Here is a 21,921-nt window from a genome sequence, read left to right on the forward strand (position 1 = left end):
GAGTATCGGCCCTGCCCCGACCACCCGGCGGGCCACGATCTGAGCCGGAACTTCGTTGCGGAACAAGGAATTTTCAGTTGTGATCGGTGTTGCCCACGACTTGGCGCGGGAATCGGACTGCCCCGATCCGTTCCCGCGCGCGGTCGACAGCCCACAGCACGAGCAGGAGGACACATGACCGGGACCGCTCCGGGTGAGCAGGCGCACGAGGTTCTGGTGGCAGGTTTGGGCAGGCGGAAGTTCCTGAGCGCAGCCGCGGCGGTGAGCGCCAGCGCAGCGGCGCCGGTGGTCACGGGCGGGATGGCCGCAGCGGCCCCGTCGCCCGCTTTCCCGAGCGATGTTCTGCAGCCGGACACCGGCTCGATCCAGGGGCAGCACTACCTGCCGTCCGTGCCCGATCAGGTGCGCTGGGGGTATGTACCTGCGGTGCGCAGCAATCCCGCGCTCGTGATGCGTTCGGGCGAGACGGTCACCATCGACACGGTGTCCCACGAGGGAATTCTTGAGGACCAGGGCCGCGATCCGGTGGCGTATTTCGGCGCGCACGGGGTGTCGCGCACCGATGTGCTCGATGACGCCGTGGCGATCGCCCGTGATTACACGCGCACCACGCGCGATTTCGACGCGGACGGCCCCCATGTGGTGACCGGACCGGTGTACGTCGACGGTGCCGAACCGGGCGACGTGCTCAAGGTCGAGACCCTGTCCCTGCTCCCCCGCGTGCCCTACGGCGTGGTGTCCAGCCGCCACGGCAAGGGAGCGCTGCCGCGAATGCCGGATGGCAGTGCCGCGCCCGGAATCACCCTCGACGAGGTGATGCCCCCGGTGGCCACGGACGGCCGGGCCACCAAGGATCCGATGCGGTACGGGAACGTCTCCATCTTCACACCGGTCCGCCGCACCCGGAACACGCTCAGCGGCGTGATGCCGCGCGGGAACTCCGGCGAGGTCGTGTTCCCGCTGCGCCCGTTCATGGGCATGATGGGGGTGGCCTTCGCGTCGTCGGAAGACCTGACCGACCCGGCGCTGAACTCGATCCCGCCGACCTTGGGCGGCGGCAACATCGACATCAACCTCCTCACCGCCGGTTCCACCTTCTACCTCCCGGTGTTCGCGCCGGGTGCGCTGTTCTACACCGGCGACCCGCACATGGCGATGGGTGGCGGTGAGATCTCGTTGACCGCGATGGAAGGTTCGTTGCGCGCCACCTTCCGGCTCACGGTGTGCAAGCCCGATTCCCCGGACGTTCCGTCGGTGGCGTTCCACCACCCGTTCGCCGAAACCGCGCAGGCGTGGGTGCCGATCGGCCTGTCCGACCCGGACGGTGCGCCGAACGGTCAGAGCAGCGACCTGGACGTCGCCATGCGGCGCGCCGTGGTCAACGCGCTCGACTTCCTGCAGCACGACCTCGGCATGGACCGCGCGGTCGCCTACGCCTACCTCTCGGCCGCGGCGGATTTCGAGGTCTCCCAAGTCGTCGACCGGACCGTCGGAGTGCACGCCGCGATCAGCAAGGACCACTTCCGCTGACCGTACGGGCCGGGCTGCGCTACGGTGACTGAAACGATTGTTTCAGCGGAGGTGGCGGATGGGCGACCGCAGGGATTTCTCACTCGCGGGCCGGAACGCTCTGGTCACCGGGTCCGTGCGCGGTCTGGGGTTGGAGATGGCGCGCGGCATAGCCAGGGCGGGCGCGCGGGTGGTGCTCAACGGACGCAACCCGGCCGTGCTCGACAGCGTCGCGACGCAGCTGCGCGACGAAGGCTTCGACGTCGATGCCGTCGCGTTCGACGTCACCGATCTTGACGCGGCACGGGAGGCAGTGACTGCCCTCGGGCTGATCGACGTGCTCGTGAACAATGTCGGCCACCGCGACCGGCGTGGCGTCGACAGCATGGCGCCTGCGGACCTGGCCCGCATGCTCGACGTCCACCTCACGTCCGCGTACGCGCTGAGCCAAACCGTTGCCCGCGGACTGACCAGCCGTCGAGCGCCCGGCCGGATCATCAACGTCTCGTCCGTCATCGGCCAGCTCGGCCGAGCGGGAGACGTCGCGTACGCCACTGCCAAAGCGGGGCTCGACGGCCTCACCAGAGCGCTGGCCGCCGATCTGGGTCCCAACAGCATCACCGTCAACTCGGTGGCACCCGGCACGTTCGCCACCGAGGTCAACGCCCAGCTCGCCGAAGATCCACAGTGGACGGAATGGTTGCGGTCCCGCACCGCGCTCGGCCGCTGGGGCCGACCCGAGGAGATCGCCGGTGTTGTGGTGTTCCTGGCCAGCGATGCCGCATCGTTCGTCACCGGCCAGACGATCGCCGTCGACGGCGGCATGACGACGAGCTTCTGACCACTCGCTCTTCAGCACACGGATCGCGAAACATCCGAGCAGGAGTGGTCCATAGTTGGATGGCGGCTCGTCGTCGCGCGGGTAGCTGGCTAGGACTATGCGTTCTTCGATCTCCGAGGAGCCCTGGGGTTTGGGCTGCTCAGCGCGTGCTGAGCTCGTTATCGCCCTACCCTGGTACACGCGTTTCTACGTGCGGGGTCCGCCTTTCGCAGACGGTTCTCCTCAACACACCGTTTCAACACCACGGGGGTGGCGGTTGACCACACCTCCTGCCGACGAGTCTCCACCAGGCGCCGGGCACGGCGCGGAACCGAGCGAGCCTTCCGCGCCGGAGGAGGCTGCGCCGCCCACTCAGGCCGAGACTCCACCCGCGGCAACCCACGAATCTGAGCACGACGTCGGCACGCGCCCTGCACGAGCTGCGGAACCTCCCGGAGCCGAGCCCCCCGCTGAGCCCGACAACACTGGTCCTGACAGGCCCTCGTACGGGTTTCCCGCTGGGCTGTGGCGGGCGCTGGACCGGCATCGCCCGCCGGGGTTGGGCAGGTCGCGACTGTGGCGAAGTCCGCTGCGCGGTCCGTGGTTGACCTCGGTGTTCGGTGCCGTGCTCCTGGTAGGTCTGCCGATCGTCATCGTCACGGGCCTGTTGTCCTACATCGCCTACGGCCCCCAGTTCGGGCAGGCGATTCCCACGAACGCGGGCTGGCTGCACCTGCCCTACTTCGACTGGCCCACTCGACCGTCCTGGTTGTACCGCCTGACCCAGAGTTTGCACGTCGGCCTCGGGCTCGTCCTCATCCCAGTGGTGCTGGCCAAGCTGTGGTCGGTGGTGCCGAGGCTGTTCGCGTGGCCCCCTGCCCGATCCGCGGCCGAGGTCGTCGAGCGGCTGTCGTTGTTGCTGCTGGTCGGCGGGATCTTGTTCGAAATCGTCACAGGTGTGCTGAACATCCAGTACGACTACGTGTTCGGGTTCAGCTTCTACACCGCCCACTACTTCGGCGCATGGGTGTTCCTGGCAGCATTCCTGACCCATGTCGCCGTGAAACTGCCGCGGCTGGTCCGCGCGCTGCGATCGCGGTCTTTCCGGGCAGAGCTGCGCACCTCACGCGCTCAGACGCGCCCGGAGCCCCAGGACGAGAACGGCTTGGTCGCCGCCGAGGCCGCCGAGGCCACGCTCAGCCGACGCGGCGCGCTGCTGCTGGTGGGTGGCGGGGCGCTCTTGGTAGCCGTGGTGACCGCCGGGCAAACGATCGGCGGCATCACCCGAGGCTCGGCTCTGCTGTTGCCGCGTGGCCGTTCCTACGGACCGGGGCCGAACGATTTCCAGGTCAATCGCACGGCCGCCGCAGCTGCGATCGATGTTCGCGAAGTCGGGCCGGGCTGGCGGGTAACGCTCACCGGCGGTCCACGACCCGTGGCGTTGGACCGGGCGACCTTGCTTTCGCTGCCGCAACACGCGGCCACCTTGCCCATCGCATGCGTCGAGGGGTGGTCGACGATCCAGACCTGGAGCGGGGTGCGGCTCAGGGACCTCGCGGCGCTCGCCGACGTGCCACAGCCCCGTTGGGCGCACGTGCGGTCCGTGGAACGGATCGGAGCGTTCAACCAGGCGATCTTGCAGGCGAACCAAGTCCTCGATCCGGACTCCCTGCTGGCACTGCGGGTCAACGGAGTCGACCTCTCGCTGGACCACGGTCATCCGGCGCGGATCATCGTTCCGGCGCTACCCGGTGTGCACAACACCAAGTGGGTGCAAGCGATCGAGTTCCGAGGTGGCTGAGGTGCCCAGCCTGCTCTCCCGATGGAGGCGGTTCTACGGCGCCAGCCCACTGCACCTGGTGCTCCTGCTGGGATGCTTCGCGCTCACCGGATACGTCGTGTTCCAACTCCTGGCCGAACCACTGCTGGTTCGAATCCTCGTCTGGTTCGCCGCCGCGATCGTCCTGCACGACTTGGTGCTGTTCCCGCTGTACGCCCTCGCCGACCGCGCGCTGACGAGCGCAGTGCGCGGTTCGCGGACCCGGCCCCGGATATCGCCGGTGAACTACATCAGAGTCCCGGTCTTGGCGGCCGGTCTGCTCTTGCTGCTGTTCCTCCCAGGCATCATCCAGCAAGGGGCCCCGACCTACCTCGCAGCCACCGGACAGACCCAAGCACCGTTCCTCACCCGTTGGCTGCTGATCACCCTCGGCCTGTTCGCCACGAGCGCCCTCCTCTACGGAACACGCCTCGCGTACGCGCACCGGCAAGCAAGACGGCGGGCCGAACCCGAAGCGGACGAACCGGGTTAGCCGCACGCGGGCACCGCATGGTCCGATGACCGCCAGTGCCGACGGGTGTGGCGGTGCAGGATGGCGGGGTGTTGGAGTTCGAGGTCCTGTATCGCGCGATGGCCAGTCGAGATCGGCGTTTTGACGGTCGTTTCGTGGTGGCGGTCACCAGCACGGGCGTGTACTGCCGACCGAGTTGTCCATCTCGGACTCCTCGGCGCGAGAACTCCCGTTTCTTCCGGTTGCCCGCCGCCGCGGAGGCGGCCGGATTTCGCGCCTGTCGGCGCTGCCGACCTGAAGCGGGACCGTCCTCGCCGGAGTGGAACGTGCGTGGTGACCTGGTGGCGAGAGCCCTGAGTTTGATCGCGGGCGGTGCTGTCGACGAGGGCGGCGTCAGGAGCCTGGCGCGGCGGCTCGCAGTCAGCGAACGGCATTTGCACCGACAACTGGTGGCGGAGGTGGGGGTCGGCGCGCAGATGTTGGCGATCAGCCGCCGTGCCCGCGTGGCCAGGATGCTGATCGAGTCGACGGCGCTGCCGATGACCGACGTGGCGTTCGCTGCCGGGTACAGCAGCGTGCGGCAGTTCAACGATGGCATGCGCGCCACGTTCGGCTGCGCTCCGAGCGAGTTGCGGGGCACGCGCAGTCCGGACGCGCAGATGGGCACCGGCGAGCTCGTACTGCGGCTGCGCCACCGAACACCGCTGCCAGCGCGGCCGTTGCTCGACTGGTTCGCAGCGCGGGCATTGGGTGGCGTCGAGACGGTGGAAGATGGGTGTTACGTCCGCACGATGCGCCTGCCGCATGGTTGCGGACTCGTCGCCGCGGAGCTGGCCCCCGTCGCGGATGGGCAGGCGGCCCTGGCGGTGCGGTTCACGCTGGCCGATCCGCGCGATGTCACCGCCGCCGTGCAGCGCTGCCGGGAGCTGTTCGACCTGGATGCCGATCCGGCCGCCATCGACGACGATCTCGGCTGTGACCCGGTGGTCGGCCCGCTGGTTCGGGCCAGGCCGGGACTGCGGGTGCCCGGCTGCGCCGACGGGTTCGAGCTGGCCGTGCGAGCGGTGCTGGGCCAACAGGTTTCGCTGGCGGCGGCCCGGACGTTCGGCACTCGGTTGGTCATCCGCTTCGGTGCGCCGCGCAACGATCTGGGGAACCCGTTCCCCCAGCTGACGCACCTGTTTCCCACCCCGGATGCGCTGGCCGAGGCCGATCTGGCGTCGATCGGGCTGACCAAGCGCCGCGCCGCTACGCTCCGCGCGCTGGCCAAGGCGGTGTGCCTGGGCGAGCTGGTGCTGGACAGCGGAGCGGACCGCGCGGAGTGCGTCGCGGCCTTGTGCGCGCTGACCGGTGTCGGACCCTGGACCGCCGGATACATCGCGATGCGCGCGCTGCGCGATCCGGACGTGTTCCTGCATACCGATCTCGGCCTTGTGGAAGCCGCCCGCCATCACGGTGTCGACGACGGTCCGCGCGCACTGCAACGCTGTGCCGAGCGGTGGCGACCGTGGCGCTCGTACGCCGCGATGCACCTCTGGGCGAGCCTGCCGCCACGGTCCCGTCGGAATTCCCAGGAGTCGACACCGCGATGAATGCGATGGATGCGGCCACGGTGTCGACCCCACTGGGACCGTTCAGCATGCTCATCGACAACGATGGCGCTGTCCGTGCTGCTGGCTTCACGGCCATGCCCGGTTCCCTGCTGGACGAACTGCCGCTGCCGTGGCGCAACGCGACACCACGGGAGTTCCGCGACCTCAGCGCGTACCGCGACGCGATCCACGCGTACTTCGTCGGCGACCACGACGCGCTGCGGGACATTCCGGTGATCCACACCGGTAAGGGATTCCGCATGCGGGCTTGGCAGGCGATGCGCCAGATCCCGGTCGGCACCACGATCAGCTACGCCCAACTGGCCGCGATCGCGGGCAATCCCCGCGCTGCCAGGGCCGCCGGAGCCGCCTGCGCGGCCAACCTCGTCCCGCTGCTCGTGCCGTGCCATCGCGTCGTCGCTTCCGATGGTGGCCTGAACCACTACTACTACGGGCTGGCTCACAAACGCTGGCTGCTGGAGCACGAAAAGGCCCGACCCCAGCGACTTTTCCAACAGCCCGCAGAACATTTCCCCTGCACCGCAGCGTGTCCACAACGGACAGACGGTCCAGCGCGTTGATCGCCAAGGAGGGAACACCGGCTGTGCTGGTCGGAAGCGGCGTCGCTCGTTCGTCAGTGGGCGGTCCAGCCACCGTCGACGGGCAGGATGGTGCCGGTGATGTAGGACGCGGCTGGACTGGCGAGCAGCAGCGCCGCCGCGGTCAGTTCGCTGGTCTCAGCCCACCGGCCAACCGGTATCTCGTGTTGGAGGAAGTTGCGCACCTGCGGGTCGTCGTCGACCCCGTCGTTGAGGGGTGTGCGGAACGGCCCGGGAGCCAGGGCGTTGACGCAGATGCCGGTGCCCGCGAGTTCGACCGCCAGGCTGCGGGTGAGTTGCACGACCGCGCCCTTGCTGGCGGCATAACCAACGCGACCGGCCGCACCGACGAGGCCCAGCGCGCTGGCGAGGGTGATGATGCGGCCGTATCCCGCTTGGCGCATCAGCGGAACGGCTGCTTGGCAGGCGAGGAAAGTCCCGACGACGTTCACGTCCAGGCAGCGCCGGAGCGCGGCGGCGTCCAGTTCGCCGATTTCGCCACGAGCCTGGATCCCGGCGCTGGTGACCAGCACCTGCGGGGGACCGAAGCGGCGGGTGGCCTCGTCGAAGAGGTGCCGCACCGCATCGTCGTCGCGCACGTCGCAGGCCAGGCCCGCAGCTGGTCTACCGGCACGGGCGGCGATTTCGTCGGCGACTTGCTCGCATGCCTGTTGACGTCGGCCCGCGACCACGACGGTCGAACCAGCGTCGGCGAGTGCCAAGGCGATGGCACGACCAAGACCGGAGGAGCCGCCGGTGACGATGGCGATCTGCCCGGTCAGGTCAGGGCCGTTGGCGCGGCTGGGTCTGGTCTCGGTCATGGTCGTGCTCCCTCAACTCGTGCATCGGCGGCTCGCGACCTTCCCCGCCACATCGAGTCGGCAAGGCCGGAGCCCAGGGGCGTCACCGGGTGAAGCCGTGGTCGAGGCAAGCGGCGCCGTTCACCCAGTTCCGGGTCAGCCACCGCGGCCTCGTTGAGGTCGTTGGCGCGGAGGGCGACCAGAAGGTTCTTACTGTATGCAGTTTGTGTGAATTGCATTCGCGATTAGCGGGCAGCGACGCCCGGCTGCGGGAAGGTCGTCCAGCTGCGCTCGCGGGTAGCAGCGGTCGAGGGCCTGCGAGGCGAGAAGCGATGATGATCATCGCCAAGATCTAGCGCGGCAGGTTCGCGAGGCCGTGCACCGGGAGTCCGAGCGGCGGACTTCGGACACCGAAGACGGCGAGACCCCGCCCTTTCGGACGAGGTCTCGCTGGTCTCTCCGGATTGGATCAGGCGAGATCGAACCGGTCGAGGTTCATCACCTTGTTCCAAGCCGCCACGAAGTCGTGCACGAACTTCTCCTTCGCGTCGTCGCTCGCGTAGACCTCCGCGAGCGCGCGCAGCTCGGAGTTCGAGCCGAAGACGAGGTCGACGCGGCTGCCGGTCCACTTGACCTCGCCCGAGGCGTCACGACCCTCGAAGGTCTGCGCGTCCTCCGACGTCGGCTGCCACGTGGTGCCCAGGTCGAGCAGGTTCACGAAGAAGTCGTTGGTCAGCGACCCCGCAGCGTCGGTCAAGACGCCGAGCTTCGAGGAGTCGTAGTTCGCGCCGAGGACGCGGAGACCGCCGACGAGGACGGTCGTCTCCGGGGCGCTCAGCGTGAGCAGGTTCGCCTTGTCGAGCAGCAGGTACTCGGCTGGCAACCGGTTGCCCTTGCCCACGTAGTTGCGGAACCCGTCCGCGACCGGTTCGAGCGCGGCGAAGGACTCCGCGTCGGTCAGCTCCTCCGGCGCGTCGACCCGGCCCGCCGTGAACGGCACCTCGACGTCGTGGCCAGCGGCCTTGGCGGCCTGCTCGACGGCGGCGGACCCACCGAGCACGATCAGGTCGGCCAGCGAGACCTTCTTGCCCCCGGTCTGGGCGGCGTTGAACGACTCCTGGATGCCCTCCAGCGTGCTCAGCACCGTCGCCAACTGCTCGGGGTTGTTGACCTCCCAGCCCTTCTGCGGTTCCAGGCGGATGCGAGCGCCGTTGGCGCCACCGCGCTTGTCGCTGCCGCGGAACGTCGAGGCCGACGCCCACGCGGCGGAGACCAGCTGCGAGACGCTCAGCCCCGAGTCGAGGATCTTCGCCTTGAGGGCGGCGATGTCCTCGGCGCCGATGAGCTCGTGGTCGACCGCCGGGAGCGGGTCCTGCCACAGCAGGGTCTCCTCCGGCACCTCCGGGCCGAGGTAGAGCGACTTCGGTCCCAGGTCGCGGTGGGTCAGCTTGTACCAGGCCCGCGCGAACGCGTCCGCGAACTCCTCGGGCTTCTCCATGAAACGCCGCGCGATCGGCTCGTAGATCGGGTCGTACCGCAGTGCCAAGTCGGTGGTCAGCATGCTCGGCGCGATCCGCTTCGACGAGTCGTGGGCGTGCGGCACCGTGCCTTCGCCCGCGCCGCCCTTCGGCTTCCACTGGTTCGCGCCAGCCGGGCTCTTGGTCAGCTCCCACTCGAAGCTGAAGAGGTTCCAGAGGAAGTTGGTGCTCCACTTCGTCGGCGTGCTGGTCCAGGTGACCTCAAGGCCGCTGGTGATGGCGTCCGCACCCGTGCCGGTGCCGTGGGCGTTCTTCCAGCCCAGGCCCTGCTCCTCAAGCGGGGCCGCCTCGGGGTTGGCCCCGAGGTTGCTGTCCGGCGCCGCACCGTGGGTCTTGCCGAAGGTGTGACCACCGGCGATCAGCGCGACCGTCTCCTCGTCGTTCATCGCCATGCGGCGGAACGTTTCGCGGATGTCGCGGGCCGCGGCGATCGGGTCCGGGTTGCCGTTCGGGCCCTCCGGGTTGACGTAGATCAGGCCCATCTGGACCGCTGCCAGGGGCTTCTCCAGCTCCCGGTCACCGGTGTAGCGCTCGTCGTCGAGCCACGTGGTCTCCGGGCCCCAGTAGACGTCCTCGTCGGGCTCCCAGACGTCCTCGCGGCCACCGGCGTAGCCGAAGGTCTTGAAGCCCATCGACTCCAGCGCGACGTTACCGGCCAGGATCAGCAGGTCGGCCCACGAGATCTTCTGGCCGTACTTCTTCTTGACCGGCCACAGCAGGCGACGCGCCTTGTCGAGGTTGACGTTGTCCGGCCAGCTGTTCAGCGGCGCGAAGCGCTGCTGACCGGCGCCAGCGCCACCGCGGCCGTCGCTGATGCGGTACGTGCCCGCGCTGTGCCACGCCATCCGGATGATGAGCGGGCCGTAGTGACCGAAGTCGGCGGGCCACCAGTCCTGCGAGGTCGTCAGCACTTCCTCGATGTCCCGCTTCACGGTCGGGAGGTCGAGGGTCTGGAACGCCTCGGCGTAGTTGAACTCCGCGCCCAGCGGGTTGGTCACCGGCGGGTTCTTCGCGAGGATCTTCAGGTTGAGCTGGTTCGGCCACCACTGGCGGTTCCCCCCGCCCTGGGTCGGGTGCGGTGCACGTCCGTGCGCGACCGGGCACTGGCCTCCGCTCTCCTCCTTGATCTCTCCAACAACGGCGTCAGGGCTGTCAGTCACGGGAATCCTTTCAGGATCAGTGGTTTTGCTCGGGAACTGAGTTGGGGGAACAGGCGGGGCACAGCCCCCAGTAGATGACCTCGGCCTCGCCGATCGTGAAGCCGTGGTCATCGGACGCGGTCAGGCAGGGCGCGGCACCCACGGCGCAATCGACATCGGCGATGGCACCGCACGACTGGCACACGACATGGTGGTGGTTGTCCCCGGCCCGCGTCTCGTAACGGGCCACCGAGCCCATCGGCTGGATGCGACGCACCAGACCCGCGATGGTCAGCGCGCGCAGCACGTCGTAAACAGCCTGGTGGGACACCTTGGGGAGAACTCCGCGTACGGCACCGATGATCGAGTCCGTGTCGGCGTGCGGATGGTCATGCACCGCGGACAGCACCGCTACCCGAGGACGCGTCACGCGCAGGGCAGCGTCGCGCAACATGCGCTCGAAGTCCGGAGTCGTCCTTGGCACGCATCGCAGTCTGGTCCATTTTCTGGAATGAATCAAGAGTCAGCGCCCACGCCTCGCCGTTGCGTGTCGGGACGGTGACTCAGGGTTGATGCGGGTTCCTGGGCGGCCCGGCAGGGGTATTCGGGGGCCAACATGCTCACCAGCCGGTTGTGTGACCACGGCCCCTGCCCGCATTTGGGGCCGCGCGCTTCCACTGGGGGCAGGTGGCTTCGGACTCCCACCTTGGAGTGCGTGATGTTCTCGAAGAGCACGAGGCGTGTGCTGGTGCCTGACCGCTCTGTTCCCGCCGGTCGGCGCCCGGTCGCCGCACATGGCCCAAGCCGGGGTTCGGCTCGGTTGCAGCGCGTTGGCATGGCGTGCTGGATGCTGACCGGGATAGCGGTGGCTGTCGCCATCGGCGTGTTCGTGCTCCTGGCAGCGCGGCCGCTGTTGATCCCGGTGGTGTTGATGGCGGGTGCGGCGACGATCGCCGAGCCGTTGGTGGCCCGGCTGGCTCGTCATCGGGTGCCGAGGGCGCTCGGCGGCACGTTGGTGTGCGTGCTCGTGCTCGCCGTTGCGGCCGCAGTGATAGGCGTGTTCGTTGCCGGGATCGTTTCGCAGTGGGATTCGATAGCCCGCGTCGCCGCGGATGGTGTCGCCCGCGCGCGCGAGGTGCTTGCCGGGACGCCCTTCGGCGCACAGGTGGTCGATCAGCTCAGCGGCGCGACTTCGGACGCGGGTCCGACGCTGGCGGTCGGGTTCTTCTCAACGCTGAGCGCAGGTTTGGCGGCCGTCATCGGCTCGGTGGTGGGGGTGCTGTTGGCGCTCTACATCCTGGTGTTCGTCCTGGCCGACGGCCCGCGGATCCACGCGCTGGTGGCCGGTTGGATTCCCGGTCCGAGCGGCTTCGGTCGCGCGGTGACCGAACGGGCGGCGACCATCGTGCGCCGGTACTTCAACGGCCTGACGCTGATCGCGGTGATGAATGCGGGGGTGACCGTGATCGGGGCGCTCGTGCTGCGGGTTCCCTTCGTGCTCGCGATCGGTCTGCTGTGCTTCGTCGCCGCCTACATCCCGTACCTGGGCGCGTTCCTGTCCGGAGCGTTCGCGGTGTTGATGGCCTTCGGCTCGGGTGGTCTGGAAACCGCGCTGTGGATGCTGGCGGTGCTGATCCTGGCCAACGCGGTGTTGGAAAACCTGGTGCGCCCGTTCACCTTCGGCGCCGCGCTCAGGCTGCACCCGCTGGTGGTGCTGCTCGCCACCCTCCTCGGGGGTGCTCTCGCCGGAGCGGTGGGCATGATGGTCGCCGCACCGATCGCCGCCATCGCGGCAGACGTCGTGCAACAAGCCCGCCGCCCGATTCGACAGACGAGATCTTCCGGCGACGTCCCCGCATAAGTCCATGATGGACAGCGACGAAACTGCCACCGCCGACTAGATCATGAACCGGCACAGCACTCCCCCGACGCGGCCACACGTTGCCGTTCGTTGGCGACATCGTCCAGCCTTGGACGGTCCTGATCTTCAGCATTCCCCGCGTTCACCGTCTCAGCAATCGTCGCGACCCGGTCGATCAGTGCTATGTGGACGGTCGTGCCCCGTGGCATGGCGGGATTTCTGGTCTGCCCCACCTGGCAGCTGGGGCTGGCACCACGTCGGTGCGGGGGATTCCACTCGGTGAGTTCGGGGGAACTCTCCATCGGCTCGGTGGCGACTTCCAGAGCACACTTGGAAGGCAAGCGAACACAGGCCGTCAACCAAGGCGAAGCACGGCCATCGATCAAGTCGAATGGACGAAATGACCTTACGCATCGTGACGAAGCTCCTCACCGCGACAGTCGCAATTTCCACCTGCGCGCTGGCTCCGACCACGGCCCTGGCCGCGACCGGTCCGCAACTACCGGAATCCACAGTGCACAGCGCTGCCTACCGCGTCAGTGCTGAAATTCCCGATGGCGGTTCTGGTGAGGCCAGCTCCGACAGCGGCGCCAGCCAGACCACCCCAGGTGACGACTCCAGCCAGACCGCCCCAGGCGGCGAGCCCGGCTCGCCCACACCGGACAACGACTCCAGCGAGGACACCGAAGGTGGCATTTCCAACGAGACCGCCGCCGGGGACGAATCGAGTGCGCTCGCCCCAGGTGACGAGCCCACCGAAAGCACCCCTGGTAGCGACTCCAACGCGGCCACACCAGGCAACGAGCCCAGCGAAGGCACCGAAGGTGCCGAGCCCGGTGAGACCACCCCCAGCGACAGCTCCAGCGGTGATGGTCTTACCTCGGGATTGAGCGGGCCTGACATCGATCCGGGCTTCAAACGGCCCGACGTGGGCTCAGGCGACGACGGCGCCAACCCGGCCACTCCTAGCGAGGACGGCTCCGCACAACCGCCGCCGCCGAAGGTCTTCGACGGCGGGCTGAAGTTCAACCCGCCGGTCAAGCCCCCGACCGTGATGTATCCGCCTCCTGCACCGGACAGGCTGCCGGACCGGCTGGATCTCGGCGTTCCAGGCGAGGGCGTTGACGGCAGCCAGGTCCCCCGCGACGGGGAGCAGCCGGACATGCCTCCGGAGGGGGACACGTTGATCGGCGATCTGCCGCAATACCCTTGGGGCGGCGATGATTATGTTGCGGTGTACGAAGGTTGGCGCGACTACACCAAGTATCTTCCAACGTCTGTTCTGTCGGAACACTATCTTGGCGTTGACGCTCTTGCCCTGGGTCTGACGTGGGCGACTCAGACCTTGTACTACCCGGGCTACGGCCTCGCCAAGGGCGTCGAATGGACCGTCGGCGAAATCGAATCAGCCGGGGCCTGGATCGGCGATCAGGCCGAATCGGCCTGGGATTGGATCACTGACGGATTCGGTGGCTTCTTCGGAGGCAGCTACGTTCCCACTGGCGGCGCCGGAGCTGCGCTGACCGGGCTCGGCGGCGCGGTCGCGGACGCGGGCGAGGCAGTCGTGGATGGTGTCGGAGACGCCTTGGACACGGTCGAAGACTCCATGCCCTGGAATTGGTAGTCGCTGTTCTGCTGCCGGACGGAATCGGTAGCGGGAAGGTCGGACTACGGGGACTCGTGCCCCGTAGTCCGACCTTTCGCACGGTTGGTGGATGGAAAGCAGGGGCGGTCAGGTCAACCGCAGCAGAAGTCGTCGCAGGGATCGCCGACTTCGCTGCCGTAGACCACGAAGTCCCGAACAGGCGCGAGGACTTCCTCGGCCGCGCGGGCGTCCAGCAGCGGAGCCGACTGATCCGTCGGTTTTCCCCAGGCGGGCGGGAAATCGTCCATGTCGAAGCGCCCCGCACCGTTGATGAAAAGTGTCCACATCGCATGATCCGGAAAACCGCGGTTGCGCCGCAGGACCCATGATCGGCCGTCGACGGTGGCGACAGCGGGGAAGTACGGGTTGCCCGTTCGTCGCCATTGCGGCTCCGCGTTCAGTTCGTGCGGTGGCATGCTCCCAGTGTCCCCGGAAATCGGGGACGGGGAAACCCCCGCTGGGGATCGCCTCCGACTCGCAGTCGTCGCTGGATGCGGTGAATTTCCAGCGACGCAGACTGTCCAAAATGGATGACGCATCCGACCGCCATCGCGCACGGCAGGTGCTTCGACGAAGGAGATCTCGGCGGCTCAGCGGCGATCGGGACAGCGTTGGCCTGGTTCCGCCCAGCGGATGGCAAACGGGTGGTAGCCGTTGTGCGAATGAAGCCCCCTTTGTACTTTTCGTCTTGCTAACTGCATGCCACGGCATCAGGAGGACGGATGTCCCGAAGCAGAGTCCGACGCCGCACGTGGTTGTTCGGTTCGGGCGCGTTGGCGGCGACACTCGTTGCCGGACTCGCGGTGCAGATCCCAACCGCGACCGCACAGGGCGCGATCAACCTGCGGGGTTGGGAGCGCGCATTGCAGCAGGAAGTCGATGCGGACAGCGCGGCCCAGCTGAGCGAGGCGATGTCGACCTACCCCGGCATGGTCGGCACCGACGGCGCCACGCGTCGAGCGCAGTACTCGGTGGACAAGCTCGCCGAATGGGGTTTGCAGCCAAGACTGGAGAGTTACGGCGTCTACTCCTCGGTGCCACGAGATATCTCGGTGACCATGACCGGCCCCGAACAGCGGGACCTGGCGGTGAAGGAACCGCCTTACCCGTGGCACGAGAACTTCGAGGACGTGGTCGTCGGTTACAACGCCTACTCGCCGTCCGGAAACGTCACCGCGGACGTGGTCTACGTCAACTACGGCCTGCCGGACGACTACGCCAGGCTGGCGGAAATGGGTGTCGACGTGCGGGGCAAGATCGTGCTGGCCCGGTACGGGCAGAGCTTCCGCGGGGTGAAGTCGAAGGTCGCCGAAGAACACGGCGCCACCGGGGTGATCCTGTACTCCGATCCCGCGGACGACGGCTTCACCCAGGGCGCGGTCTACCCGGACGGACCGTGGCGCAACGCCGACGGCATCCAGCGCGGCAGCGTGCAGTACATCTTCCAGTATCCAGGCGACCCGCTCACACCAGGCGAACCGTCCATACCGGGCACGTCGCGCCTTGATCCGTCGGAAGCCGACAACATGACGAGCGTGCCGACCACACCGATCTCCTACGGCCAAGCCCAGCACCTGTTGGCGGCATTGCAGGGCCCGGCAGCGCCGGAGGAATGGCAGGGCGGTTTGGACCTGACCTACCGGGTGGGTCCCGGACCGACTCGGGTCAACCTCGACCTGGACATCGACTACCAGCAGATCCCGGTCAACGACGTGATCGTGGAGATCCCCGGTTCGAAGCACCCGGAGCAGAAGGTCGTGCTCGGCGCGCACTTCGACTCGTGGACCTACGGCACCAAGGACGACGTGTCCGGCTGGACCACGCTGATGGAAGCGGCTCGGGCGATGGCCGAGTTGCGCGATCGCGGGTGGCAGCCGGAGCGGACCATCGTGCTGGCCGGTTGGGACGGTGAGGAGTACGGGTTGCTCGGCGCGACCGAATGGGTCGAGCAGCACCGCGCCGATCTGCTGGAGAACGCCCTTGTTTACCTCAACATGGACGGTGCGGGCGGCGGAAAGAACTTCTCCGCCAGCGCGGTTCCCGCGCTCGACGACGTGCTGGCCGACATAGCCAAGGACGTCAGCGACCCCGAACACGGCACGTTGTACCGCAACTGGCAGCAGGCGTCGGGCCAGCAGAACCCGGTGCCGGAGCGGTTGGGCAGCGGATCGGACTACACAGCGTTCCTGGACCACCTCGGCATCGCCTCGGCCGATTTCGGCACATCGACACCCAGCGGTGAGTACCACAGCGCCTACGACGACCTGCACATGATGCGCAACTTCCTCGACCCCGGTTACCGCTACCACGAAGTAGCCGCGGCGTACGCGGGCACTTTCGCGTTGCGCATGGCGGGTTCGGATGCCGCGCCGATGGTCTACTCCGATTACGCGTCCGCGGTCGTGGGCCACCTGGAAGATCTCGACGAGAAGCAGACCGGCGAGCCGGTCGTGGACCTCTCCCCCGCCTACGCCGCTGCTCGGGAGTGGAAAGCGGCGGCCGAGCAGTTGGAGGGCTCAGCGCGAGGTATCGGCGGCGATTCGGTCACCGATGCGTTGATAGCCCAGGAACGCGCGTTGACCCAGCAGGAAGGTCTGCCCGGCCGGGACTGGTACAAGCACATGGTCTACGCACCAGGTCTGTACACGGGTTACGCGGTGCAGCCGTTGTCGGCGATCGATGACGCGATCACCAACGGCGACACCGCGACCGCCGAGAAGTACCGCGACTTGCTGGTCGATTCGCTGCTCAAGGCCGCTGAAGCGGCCCGAGAGCCGCTGGCCTAGCGATTCGACCCGAAGCGGCCCGCCTTCCCCCTGGGAGGCGGGCCGTGCTCTTCGACGAGCACGGGATTGCTCAGGAACACGTCCAGTAGACCGGCAATTCGGTTACCGGACTGGGGTTTCCGTTGGTCTGGGCCGTACCGGCGACCACTCGGCCATCAGCGCTGATCGACGACGGGTAACTCATCGGCCGGTCGCTGTTGAGGGCGGGCAACGTCGTCAACACGCCGTCAGTCACCGTGACGGCGTCGTACCCGGTCTTGGCGAGCACTACGCCGCTGTCGTTGATGCCTTGGTTGGCGGGTTCGGCGTCCTGCAGCCCCGGAACCGCCTCGACGGTGCCGGTTTCCAGCTTCCACCGCACCACTCCCGCGGACATCGTCCAACCGACCACCCACGATCCGCTGATCTTGGCGGCCGAAACACCTTCCGTCGCGGGAATGCCATCCGGGCGCCGCAGCGGACCGTGCGTGCCGTCCGGACGCCACACGTAGGCGTCCTGCTGAACTGTCCCCACGATCGTGCCGTCAGCAGCGATGTCGCTCGCCCGTCCGGTTTGCTCGCCTGGCATGGGCAGATCGACCGGGTCGTTCGCGCCCGGCGCCCACACCGCGGGCACGGCGACCGGCGGACCGTTCGGAGTGGGCTTCAGCCTGCTTCCGACGACGCGCCCGTCTTCACCGATGGCCGACGGAGTTCCCTCGCCGGTCAACTCGCGGACTTCGCCGCTTTCGTAGACCCACGGGTGGTGGTTCTGCTGGGCGTCGACGGAATCGCCGACCGCGACGCCGCTGCCGTTCATGTCGACCAGGGCTCCGGGCGCGCCGTCGACCGGCTCCGCGACCCCGCCGCGCCAAATCACCGCCGCACCAACGGATCCGCCGTCGTTCGAGGACCCGACCAACGACGCACCGTCCGGCGAAGCCCCCAGCACCGTTCCAGCTTGGTGCCCGTTCGGCAACGGCAACTCGTGGACGGCGCACTGGGGTGCCGTGGCCGCCGACGGATCGTCGGGCTGCGCCCATGACATCCCGGCCGCGGTCGTCACCACCAGCACGAACGCGCCGCCAACACCGCTGACCAACCGGAACCGCGTACTCGCCTGCCGCACCAACGCTCGCTCTCCTCGGTAGCCGATCTCTGTCTACCAGCAGACGCACGTGGTGCTGCGGAGGTTGCGTGCAGCAGCACAGCCAATCGCCTCCGGGCACAGCGGACGAACGCTCCCGATCACACTGCCTTGACCCTGAGTTACGTCGAGGTCCGCTGGCCGAGCGACGACGTGCAGCGGGACGGGCGCGGAATTTAAGTCGTGGTCGCACCGTTTGACGGACCGCAGTACTCGTGACGGGCCAGCCACTCCAGGGACGTGGTCGGCAGGACCCTGTTGCTCGTCTGCACCAGACCATCCACAACGGAGAAGGAATCCCATGTCGAAAGCCGTTCGCTTCAGCCGCTTCGGCGGGCCCGAGGTGCTCGTTCTGGAAGACGTTCCCACCGCCGAGCCGGGCAAGGGTCAGGTCCGGCTCGCGGTCGCCACCGCCGGGGTCAACCCCATCGACTGGAAGATCCGCAGCGGGCTCTTCGCGTCCGGTGACGCTCCTGCGGAGCCGCAGGGCACCGGTATAGACGTCGCCGGAACCATCGACTCGCTCGGTCCTGGGGTGCAGGGCTGGCGGGTCGGCCAACCCGTGTTCGGCAAGGCCGCTACTGGTGCCGCCGCCACGCATACCCTTGCCGACAGCGCGAAACTCGTCGCCAAACCCGAATGGCTGGCGTTTCCGCAGGCCGCCGCACTGCCAGTAGCCGCCGAGACGGCTTACCGCACGCTGCGCCTGCTCGGCGTGCGGGCGGGCCAGACCCTGCTCGTCCACGCCGTGGCTGGCGGGGTCGGGCTGGTCGCCGCACAACTCGCGCGCGCGTGGGGCGCCAACGTGGTGGGCACCGCGAGCCCCGGCCGCCACGCGTTCCTGCGCGAGCTCGGCGTGCGCCCGGTCAGCTACGGCGAGGGCGTCGAGCAACGAGTGCGAGAGGCCGTGGAATCCGTCGACGCCGTGCTGGACGCATCCGGCCGCGGCGTGCTCGGGATGTCCGTCGAGCTGGCTGGCAGCCCGGATCGGGTGATCACCATCGCCGACCCGGACGCGGCCGCGCACGGCGTTCGTTTCTCCGGCGGGGGTGCTGATGAGGTGGCCATGTCCGAAGTTTTCGCCGAGGTGCTGCCGCTGCTGGAGCGCGGTGCGCTGCGCCTGCCGATCGAGCAGACGTTCCCGCTGGAGCGGATCGCCGATGCGCATCGGCTAAGCGAATTCGGCCACCTCACCGGCAAGATCGTTCTTGAGGTGGGCTGAACACCGGGGCCAGGCGGGCGGTCCGGTGATCCGACTGGTGCCGCGCACATCGCGGTGTTCGCCGAACGGGGTTGGCCGGGCCGACGCGCAGTCACAACGTCGGTCGGCGCTCGCTCTTGACGCTCTGGCGTAAAGATGTCGCAAAGTTCATCGACGACGGACGGTTCGTTCAGTACAAACTTTACGATGTGCACGATGGGGGCGAGTCGATGAACGCGCTGTCGCCGGGCGAACGCGAGTTCGTCGACCGGATGGGGCTTTGCATGGAGAAGTTCGGCGCGTCTCGGACCATGGGACGCGTCTACGGCTGGCTGATGATCTGCGATCCGCCCGATCAGTCGATGACCGAGATGGCCAGCACGCTCGAAGTGAGCAAGACGTCGATCAGCACGGTCGTGCGGCTACTGCACGATGCCGGGATGGTCGAGCGCTATCCGGCCCCGAATCGCGAACACCACTACCAGATCACCTCCGGCGGCTGGTCCCAGGTGCTGCGCGTCCAAATGGCCAGCGCGCGGGGCGCCATCGAGGCCGCGGAGTTCGGCCTGTCGATCCTCGCGACGGAACGCATCGCGCAGCAGGAACGGCTTGCGGAATTCCGGGATCTCTTCCAGTTCCAGGAACAGGAGACAGAAGAGTTCATCCGACGCTGGGAGCAGTACCGGAAGAAGAAGCGAACAGGCTGCCTTTGAACTCGTTTTGCGTAGCGGCGCGGGTAGCGGCCCCTGCGGGAGTTGCTGTCGCCGCCTCGCTGTGGGATCCCCGACATCATGAATGTCCAAGCCGGAAAGTGACGATCATGCGTGTTCGAGCCGCCTGGATGCACATGTCCGGTTCACCCGAGAAAGGGTTCGCATGAGTCGAATAGTGCTGACGGGCATGCCCGCCGCTGGTCACCTCAACCCCAGTCTGCCGCTGGTCCGCGAACTGGTGCGCCGCCGCGTCGAAGTCACCTACTACACCTCCGACGAATTCCGCGATCAGGTGGAACACACCGGCGCCGAGTTCCGCCCCTACCCGGCCGGGACGATCGCAGCCGAGGACATCGCCGAGGCCACCCGGACCGGCAGTCCCGTGCGAGTGGTCACCCGAGTCCTGACCGCCACCGAAACGTTGCTGCCGTTCCTGCTGACCGAACTGCGCGCTCAGCAGCCCGCCGCTGTCGCGTTCGACTCCAACGCGATCTGGGGCCGGATGGCCGCCGTGAGCCTCGGCCTGCCCACGATCTCGTTCATGACCACCATGATGCTCGGCGGCGCCAGCATGAAGAGCCTGACCGCCCGGGAATGGGTCCACTTCATCCGCACCGCGATGCCCGACGTGCCCGGAGCAATCGCGGCCAAGAGGCAGGTGTTGCGCCGCTTCGACAAGCAGATCTTCCCACCGCGACCGACCTTTCCGATGCGCGGCGACGTGACGCTCTTCCCGATTCCGCGGTGGTTGCAGCCACCTGACCCGCGAATCGACGAGCGCTGCCACTACATCGGACCCACGATCGAACAGGACACCCGCAACCGGGATCTCGACGCCGAGCTGGCCGCCCATCTGGACACCCTCGAACCGCTCGTCCTCGTGTCCCTGGGCACCCTCCACGCGGGCAGCGACGCCTTCTTCCGCAGCTGCTTCGAGGTTTTCGCCGATCTGCCCGCGCGATTCCTGCTCTCGGTCGGCTCGCACACCGATCCCGCTCGACTCGGCCAGCCACCGACGAACACGCTCGTACGCGCGTCCGTGCCGCAGCTCGACGTGCTCCGGCGGACGGCGGTGTTCGTCACGCACGGGGGCATGAACAGCGTGCTGGAAGGGCTCGCCTACGGGGTGCCGCTAGTCGTCATCCCGCAGCAGTTCGAGCAGTTGGTCATCGGCCAAGCGGTGGCCGACCGCGGCGCCGGTGCCGTGCTGCGGCAGAACCTCTCGAACCGACCCGTGCCGCCCGCCGAACTGCGTGCCGCCGTCGAGCGCGCCCTCACAGACTCCGACCAGCGGACCGCCGCCAAGACCATTTCCGAGACCCTCTACCAGGGAGGCGGCGCCGCGGCGGGCGCCGAGGCGATCCAAAGCCTGCTGACCAGCAAACTTTGACGCGATTGGACGGTTCTCGCGCGTCAGTCATCGGGTCGCGCGCTGGTGGGTGTCGCCGTCAGAGGGTGCGGCCGAGCTGCTGCGCGTGGTCGCGGAGTACCGGCAGGAATTCCGCGCGGAGGCGGTCGACCGAGACGCGAGCCGCTGTGGTGCTGATGGATATGGCCGCGACCACCTGCCCTCTGGAGTCCTGCACGGGTACAGCCATGGAGCGGAGTCCCACTTCCAGTTCCTCGTCGGTGATGGCGTGGCCTTCCGCTCGGACCTGTTCGACCCGCTGCCGGATGTCCTCTCGGCGCACGGGTGTCTTCGAGGTGCGGGCCTCCGGACGACACCGGTCCAAATAGGACTCCAGCTCCTCCGACCGGAGACCGGCGAGCAGGACGTGGCCGGTCGCTGACGCGTAGGCGGGCAGGGTCGCACCGACCCGCACGCCCGTGTTGACGATTCGCGTCACCTCGCTGCGGGCGACGAACAGCGATTCGTCGTCGTGGAGCACAGCGAGGGATGCCGATTCCCCGAGCTGTTCGCGCACGGCCGCCAAGTGCGGCTGGGCGAGCTGCGGAAGCGCCGCGCTCTCGCGGTAGGTGTCGCCGAGGCGCAGCAGTCTCGGCGTGGGGCGGAAGTACTTGCCGTCGAAGGTGAGGTAGCCCAGCTCGACGAGGGTCAACAGGCATCGGCGGGCGACCGCTCGGTTGAGCTCGGTGAGCCGAGCGGCATCGCTGATGGTCATCTTCGGGGTGGTGCCGCTGAACGCCTCAAGCACGGCCAGCCCCTTGGCGAGCCCGGCCATTCCCTCCGCTGCTGGCATGCGTTCTCCTCCCGACGGCTTGACACGACCGCGGGGACGCGGCTTCACTGTTCGCGTAGTGGACATGTGTTCGGATACCGAACGATACCAAGGATCGTTC

The 21,921-nt window shown here is 68.0% G+C and carries 18 protein-coding genes; 12 read left to right on the plus strand and 6 right to left on the minus strand.

What is annotated here, in order from left to right; all coding sequences use genetic code 11:
- Window positions 1-174: 174 nt before the first annotated feature.
- The 6 genes from MOQ72_RS05120 (at window position 175) to MOQ72_RS05145 (ending at window position 6,793) form a co-directional block, all read left to right on the plus strand.
- The gene (locus tag MOQ72_RS05120) at window positions 175-1,530 is read left to right on the plus strand and encodes an acetamidase/formamidase family protein (RefSeq protein WP_242180903.1); all 1,356 of its coding nucleotides are present in this window, start codon (window positions 175-177) and stop codon (window positions 1,528-1,530) included.
- 58 nt (window positions 1,531-1,588) lie between these two features.
- Window positions 1,589-2,350: an SDR family oxidoreductase gene (locus MOQ72_RS05125; RefSeq protein WP_242180904.1), complete on the plus strand. Its 762-nt coding sequence runs from the start codon at window positions 1,589-1,591 to the stop codon at window positions 2,348-2,350.
- A 592-nt stretch (window positions 2,351-2,942) separates the two neighbouring features.
- Entirely contained in the window at window positions 2,943-4,130 is a 1,188-nt protein-coding gene (locus MOQ72_RS05130) for a molybdopterin-dependent oxidoreductase (protein WP_242181065.1), read from the plus strand.
- Window positions 4,123-4,641 (plus strand): hypothetical protein, encoded by a 519-nt coding sequence (locus MOQ72_RS05135; RefSeq protein WP_242180905.1) that lies wholly within the window; start codon window positions 4,123-4,125, stop codon window positions 4,639-4,641. The genes MOQ72_RS05130 and MOQ72_RS05135 overlap by 8 nt, the downstream gene beginning before the upstream one ends.
- A 98-nt stretch (window positions 4,642-4,739) precedes the next feature.
- Window positions 4,740-6,212 (plus strand): DNA-3-methyladenine glycosylase 2 family protein, encoded by a 1,473-nt coding sequence (locus MOQ72_RS05140; RefSeq protein ID WP_242181066.1) that lies wholly within the window; start codon window positions 4,740-4,742, stop codon window positions 6,210-6,212.
- Window positions 6,209-6,793 (plus strand): methylated-DNA--[protein]-cysteine S-methyltransferase, encoded by a 585-nt coding sequence (locus MOQ72_RS05145; RefSeq protein WP_242180906.1) that lies wholly within the window; start codon window positions 6,209-6,211, stop codon window positions 6,791-6,793. Before MOQ72_RS05140 ends, MOQ72_RS05145 begins: the two co-directional genes overlap by 4 nt.
- Window positions 6,794-6,846: 53 nt before the next feature.
- Here MOQ72_RS05145 and MOQ72_RS05150 read toward each other — a convergent pair whose 3' ends face one another.
- The 3 genes from MOQ72_RS05150 to MOQ72_RS05160 form a co-directional block, all read right to left on the minus strand.
- Complete coding sequence (locus MOQ72_RS05150; protein WP_242180907.1) at window positions 6,847-7,632, minus strand: SDR family NAD(P)-dependent oxidoreductase; 786 nt, start codon at window positions 7,630-7,632, stop codon at window positions 6,847-6,849.
- Between the two features lie 448 nt (window positions 7,633-8,080).
- The gene (gene katG / locus MOQ72_RS05155; RefSeq protein ID WP_242180908.1) at window positions 8,081-10,309 is read right to left on the minus strand and encodes a catalase/peroxidase HPI; all 2,229 of its coding nucleotides are present in this window, start codon (window positions 10,307-10,309) and stop codon (window positions 8,081-8,083) included.
- Window positions 10,310-10,325: 16 nt separating this feature from the next.
- Window positions 10,326-10,742 (minus strand): Fur family transcriptional regulator, encoded by a 417-nt coding sequence (locus MOQ72_RS05160; protein WP_242181067.1) that lies wholly within the window; start codon window positions 10,740-10,742, stop codon window positions 10,326-10,328.
- A gap of 381 nt (window positions 10,743-11,123) precedes the next feature.
- Between MOQ72_RS05160 and MOQ72_RS05165 the strand changes: the two genes are divergently transcribed.
- Together MOQ72_RS05165 and MOQ72_RS05170 are read left to right on the plus strand one after the other, a co-directional pair.
- A complete protein-coding gene (locus MOQ72_RS05165) occupies window positions 11,124-12,149 on the plus strand; it encodes an AI-2E family transporter (RefSeq protein WP_242180909.1) in 1,026 nt (341 codons plus the stop codon).
- 391 nt (window positions 12,150-12,540) lie between these two features.
- Window positions 12,541-13,773 carry a hypothetical protein gene (locus MOQ72_RS05170; RefSeq protein WP_242180910.1) on the plus strand — a complete coding sequence of 411 codons (1,233 nt, stop codon included), beginning with the start codon at window positions 12,541-12,543 and terminating at the stop codon, window positions 13,771-13,773.
- Between the two features lie 113 nt (window positions 13,774-13,886).
- Here the strand turns inward: MOQ72_RS05170 and MOQ72_RS05175 are convergent, their stop codons facing one another.
- A complete protein-coding gene (locus tag MOQ72_RS05175) occupies window positions 13,887-14,210 on the minus strand; it encodes a hypothetical protein (protein ID WP_242180911.1) in 324 nt (107 codons plus the stop codon).
- 306 nt (window positions 14,211-14,516) lie between these two features.
- On the opposite strand from MOQ72_RS05175, the gene MOQ72_RS05180 reads away from it, so the two are divergent.
- The gene (locus tag MOQ72_RS05180) at window positions 14,517-16,580 is read left to right on the plus strand and encodes a M28 family peptidase (RefSeq protein ID WP_242180912.1); all 2,064 of its coding nucleotides are present in this window, start codon (window positions 14,517-14,519) and stop codon (window positions 16,578-16,580) included.
- Window positions 16,581-16,650: 70 nt separating this feature from the next.
- Here MOQ72_RS05180 and MOQ72_RS05185 read toward each other — a convergent pair whose 3' ends face one another.
- The gene (locus tag MOQ72_RS05185) at window positions 16,651-17,688 is read right to left on the minus strand and encodes a hypothetical protein (RefSeq protein WP_242180913.1); all 1,038 of its coding nucleotides are present in this window, start codon (window positions 17,686-17,688) and stop codon (window positions 16,651-16,653) included.
- A 319-nt stretch (window positions 17,689-18,007) separates the two neighbouring features.
- On the opposite strand from MOQ72_RS05185, the gene MOQ72_RS05190 reads away from it, so the two are divergent.
- From MOQ72_RS05190 to MOQ72_RS05200, 3 genes are all read left to right on the plus strand, one after another.
- Window positions 18,008-18,928: an NADP-dependent oxidoreductase gene (locus tag MOQ72_RS05190; protein WP_242180914.1), complete on the plus strand. Its 921-nt coding sequence runs from the start codon at window positions 18,008-18,010 to the stop codon at window positions 18,926-18,928.
- A gap of 116 nt (window positions 18,929-19,044) precedes the next feature.
- Window positions 19,045-19,620, plus strand: a complete 576-nt coding sequence (locus MOQ72_RS05195; protein WP_242180915.1) for a GbsR/MarR family transcriptional regulator — start codon at window positions 19,045-19,047, stop codon at window positions 19,618-19,620.
- A 163-nt stretch (window positions 19,621-19,783) separates the two neighbouring features.
- Complete coding sequence (locus tag MOQ72_RS05200) at window positions 19,784-21,010, plus strand: macrolide family glycosyltransferase (RefSeq protein ID WP_242180916.1); 1,227 nt, start codon at window positions 19,784-19,786, stop codon at window positions 21,008-21,010.
- Between the two features lie 58 nt (window positions 21,011-21,068).
- Here MOQ72_RS05200 and MOQ72_RS05205 read toward each other — a convergent pair whose 3' ends face one another.
- Window positions 21,069-21,821: an IclR family transcriptional regulator domain-containing protein gene (locus MOQ72_RS05205; RefSeq protein WP_242180917.1), complete on the minus strand. Its 753-nt coding sequence runs from the start codon at window positions 21,819-21,821 to the stop codon at window positions 21,069-21,071.
- Between the last annotated feature and the right edge of the window lie 100 nt (window positions 21,822-21,921).

The sequence above is a fragment of the Saccharopolyspora soli genome, from assembly GCF_022678645.1.
GTDB classification, from domain to species: domain Bacteria; phylum Actinomycetota; class Actinomycetes; order Mycobacteriales; family Pseudonocardiaceae; genus Saccharopolyspora; species Saccharopolyspora soli.

Excerpts from the sequence above, each read along its gene's own strand:
- MOQ72_RS05120 (WP_242180903.1), top strand. The coding sequence starts at position 175 with ATGACCGGGACCGCTCCGGGTGAGCAGGCGCACGAGGTTCTGGTGGCA.
- MOQ72_RS05125 (WP_242180904.1), top strand. The coding sequence starts at position 1,589 with ATGGGCGACCGCAGGGATTTCTCACTCGCGGGCCGGAACGCTCTGGTC.
- MOQ72_RS05140 (WP_242181066.1), top strand. The coding sequence starts at position 4,740 with ATGGCCAGTCGAGATCGGCGTTTTGACGGTCGTTTCGTGGTGGCGGTC.
- MOQ72_RS05145 (WP_242180906.1), top strand. The coding sequence starts at position 6,209 with ATGAATGCGATGGATGCGGCCACGGTGTCGACCCCACTGGGACCGTTC.
- MOQ72_RS05150 (WP_242180907.1), bottom strand. The coding sequence starts at position 7,632 with ATGACCGAGACCAGACCCAGCCGCGCCAACGGCCCTGACCTGACCGGG.
- MOQ72_RS05160 (WP_242181067.1), bottom strand. The coding sequence starts at position 10,742 with ATGTTGCGCGACGCTGCCCTGCGCGTGACGCGTCCTCGGGTAGCGGTG.
- MOQ72_RS05165 (WP_242180909.1), top strand. The coding sequence starts at position 11,124 with ATGGCGTGCTGGATGCTGACCGGGATAGCGGTGGCTGTCGCCATCGGC.
- MOQ72_RS05170 (WP_242180910.1), top strand. The coding sequence starts at position 12,541 with ATGGACGAAATGACCTTACGCATCGTGACGAAGCTCCTCACCGCGACA.
- MOQ72_RS05175 (WP_242180911.1), bottom strand. The coding sequence starts at position 14,210 with ATGCCACCGCACGAACTGAACGCGGAGCCGCAATGGCGACGAACGGGC.
- MOQ72_RS05180 (WP_242180912.1), top strand. The coding sequence starts at position 14,517 with ATGTCCCGAAGCAGAGTCCGACGCCGCACGTGGTTGTTCGGTTCGGGC.
- MOQ72_RS05190 (WP_242180914.1), top strand. The coding sequence starts at position 18,008 with ATGTCGAAAGCCGTTCGCTTCAGCCGCTTCGGCGGGCCCGAGGTGCTC.
- MOQ72_RS05200 (WP_242180916.1), top strand. The coding sequence starts at position 19,784 with ATGAGTCGAATAGTGCTGACGGGCATGCCCGCCGCTGGTCACCTCAAC.
- MOQ72_RS05205 (WP_242180917.1), bottom strand. The coding sequence starts at position 21,821 with ATGCCAGCAGCGGAGGGAATGGCCGGGCTCGCCAAGGGGCTGGCCGTG.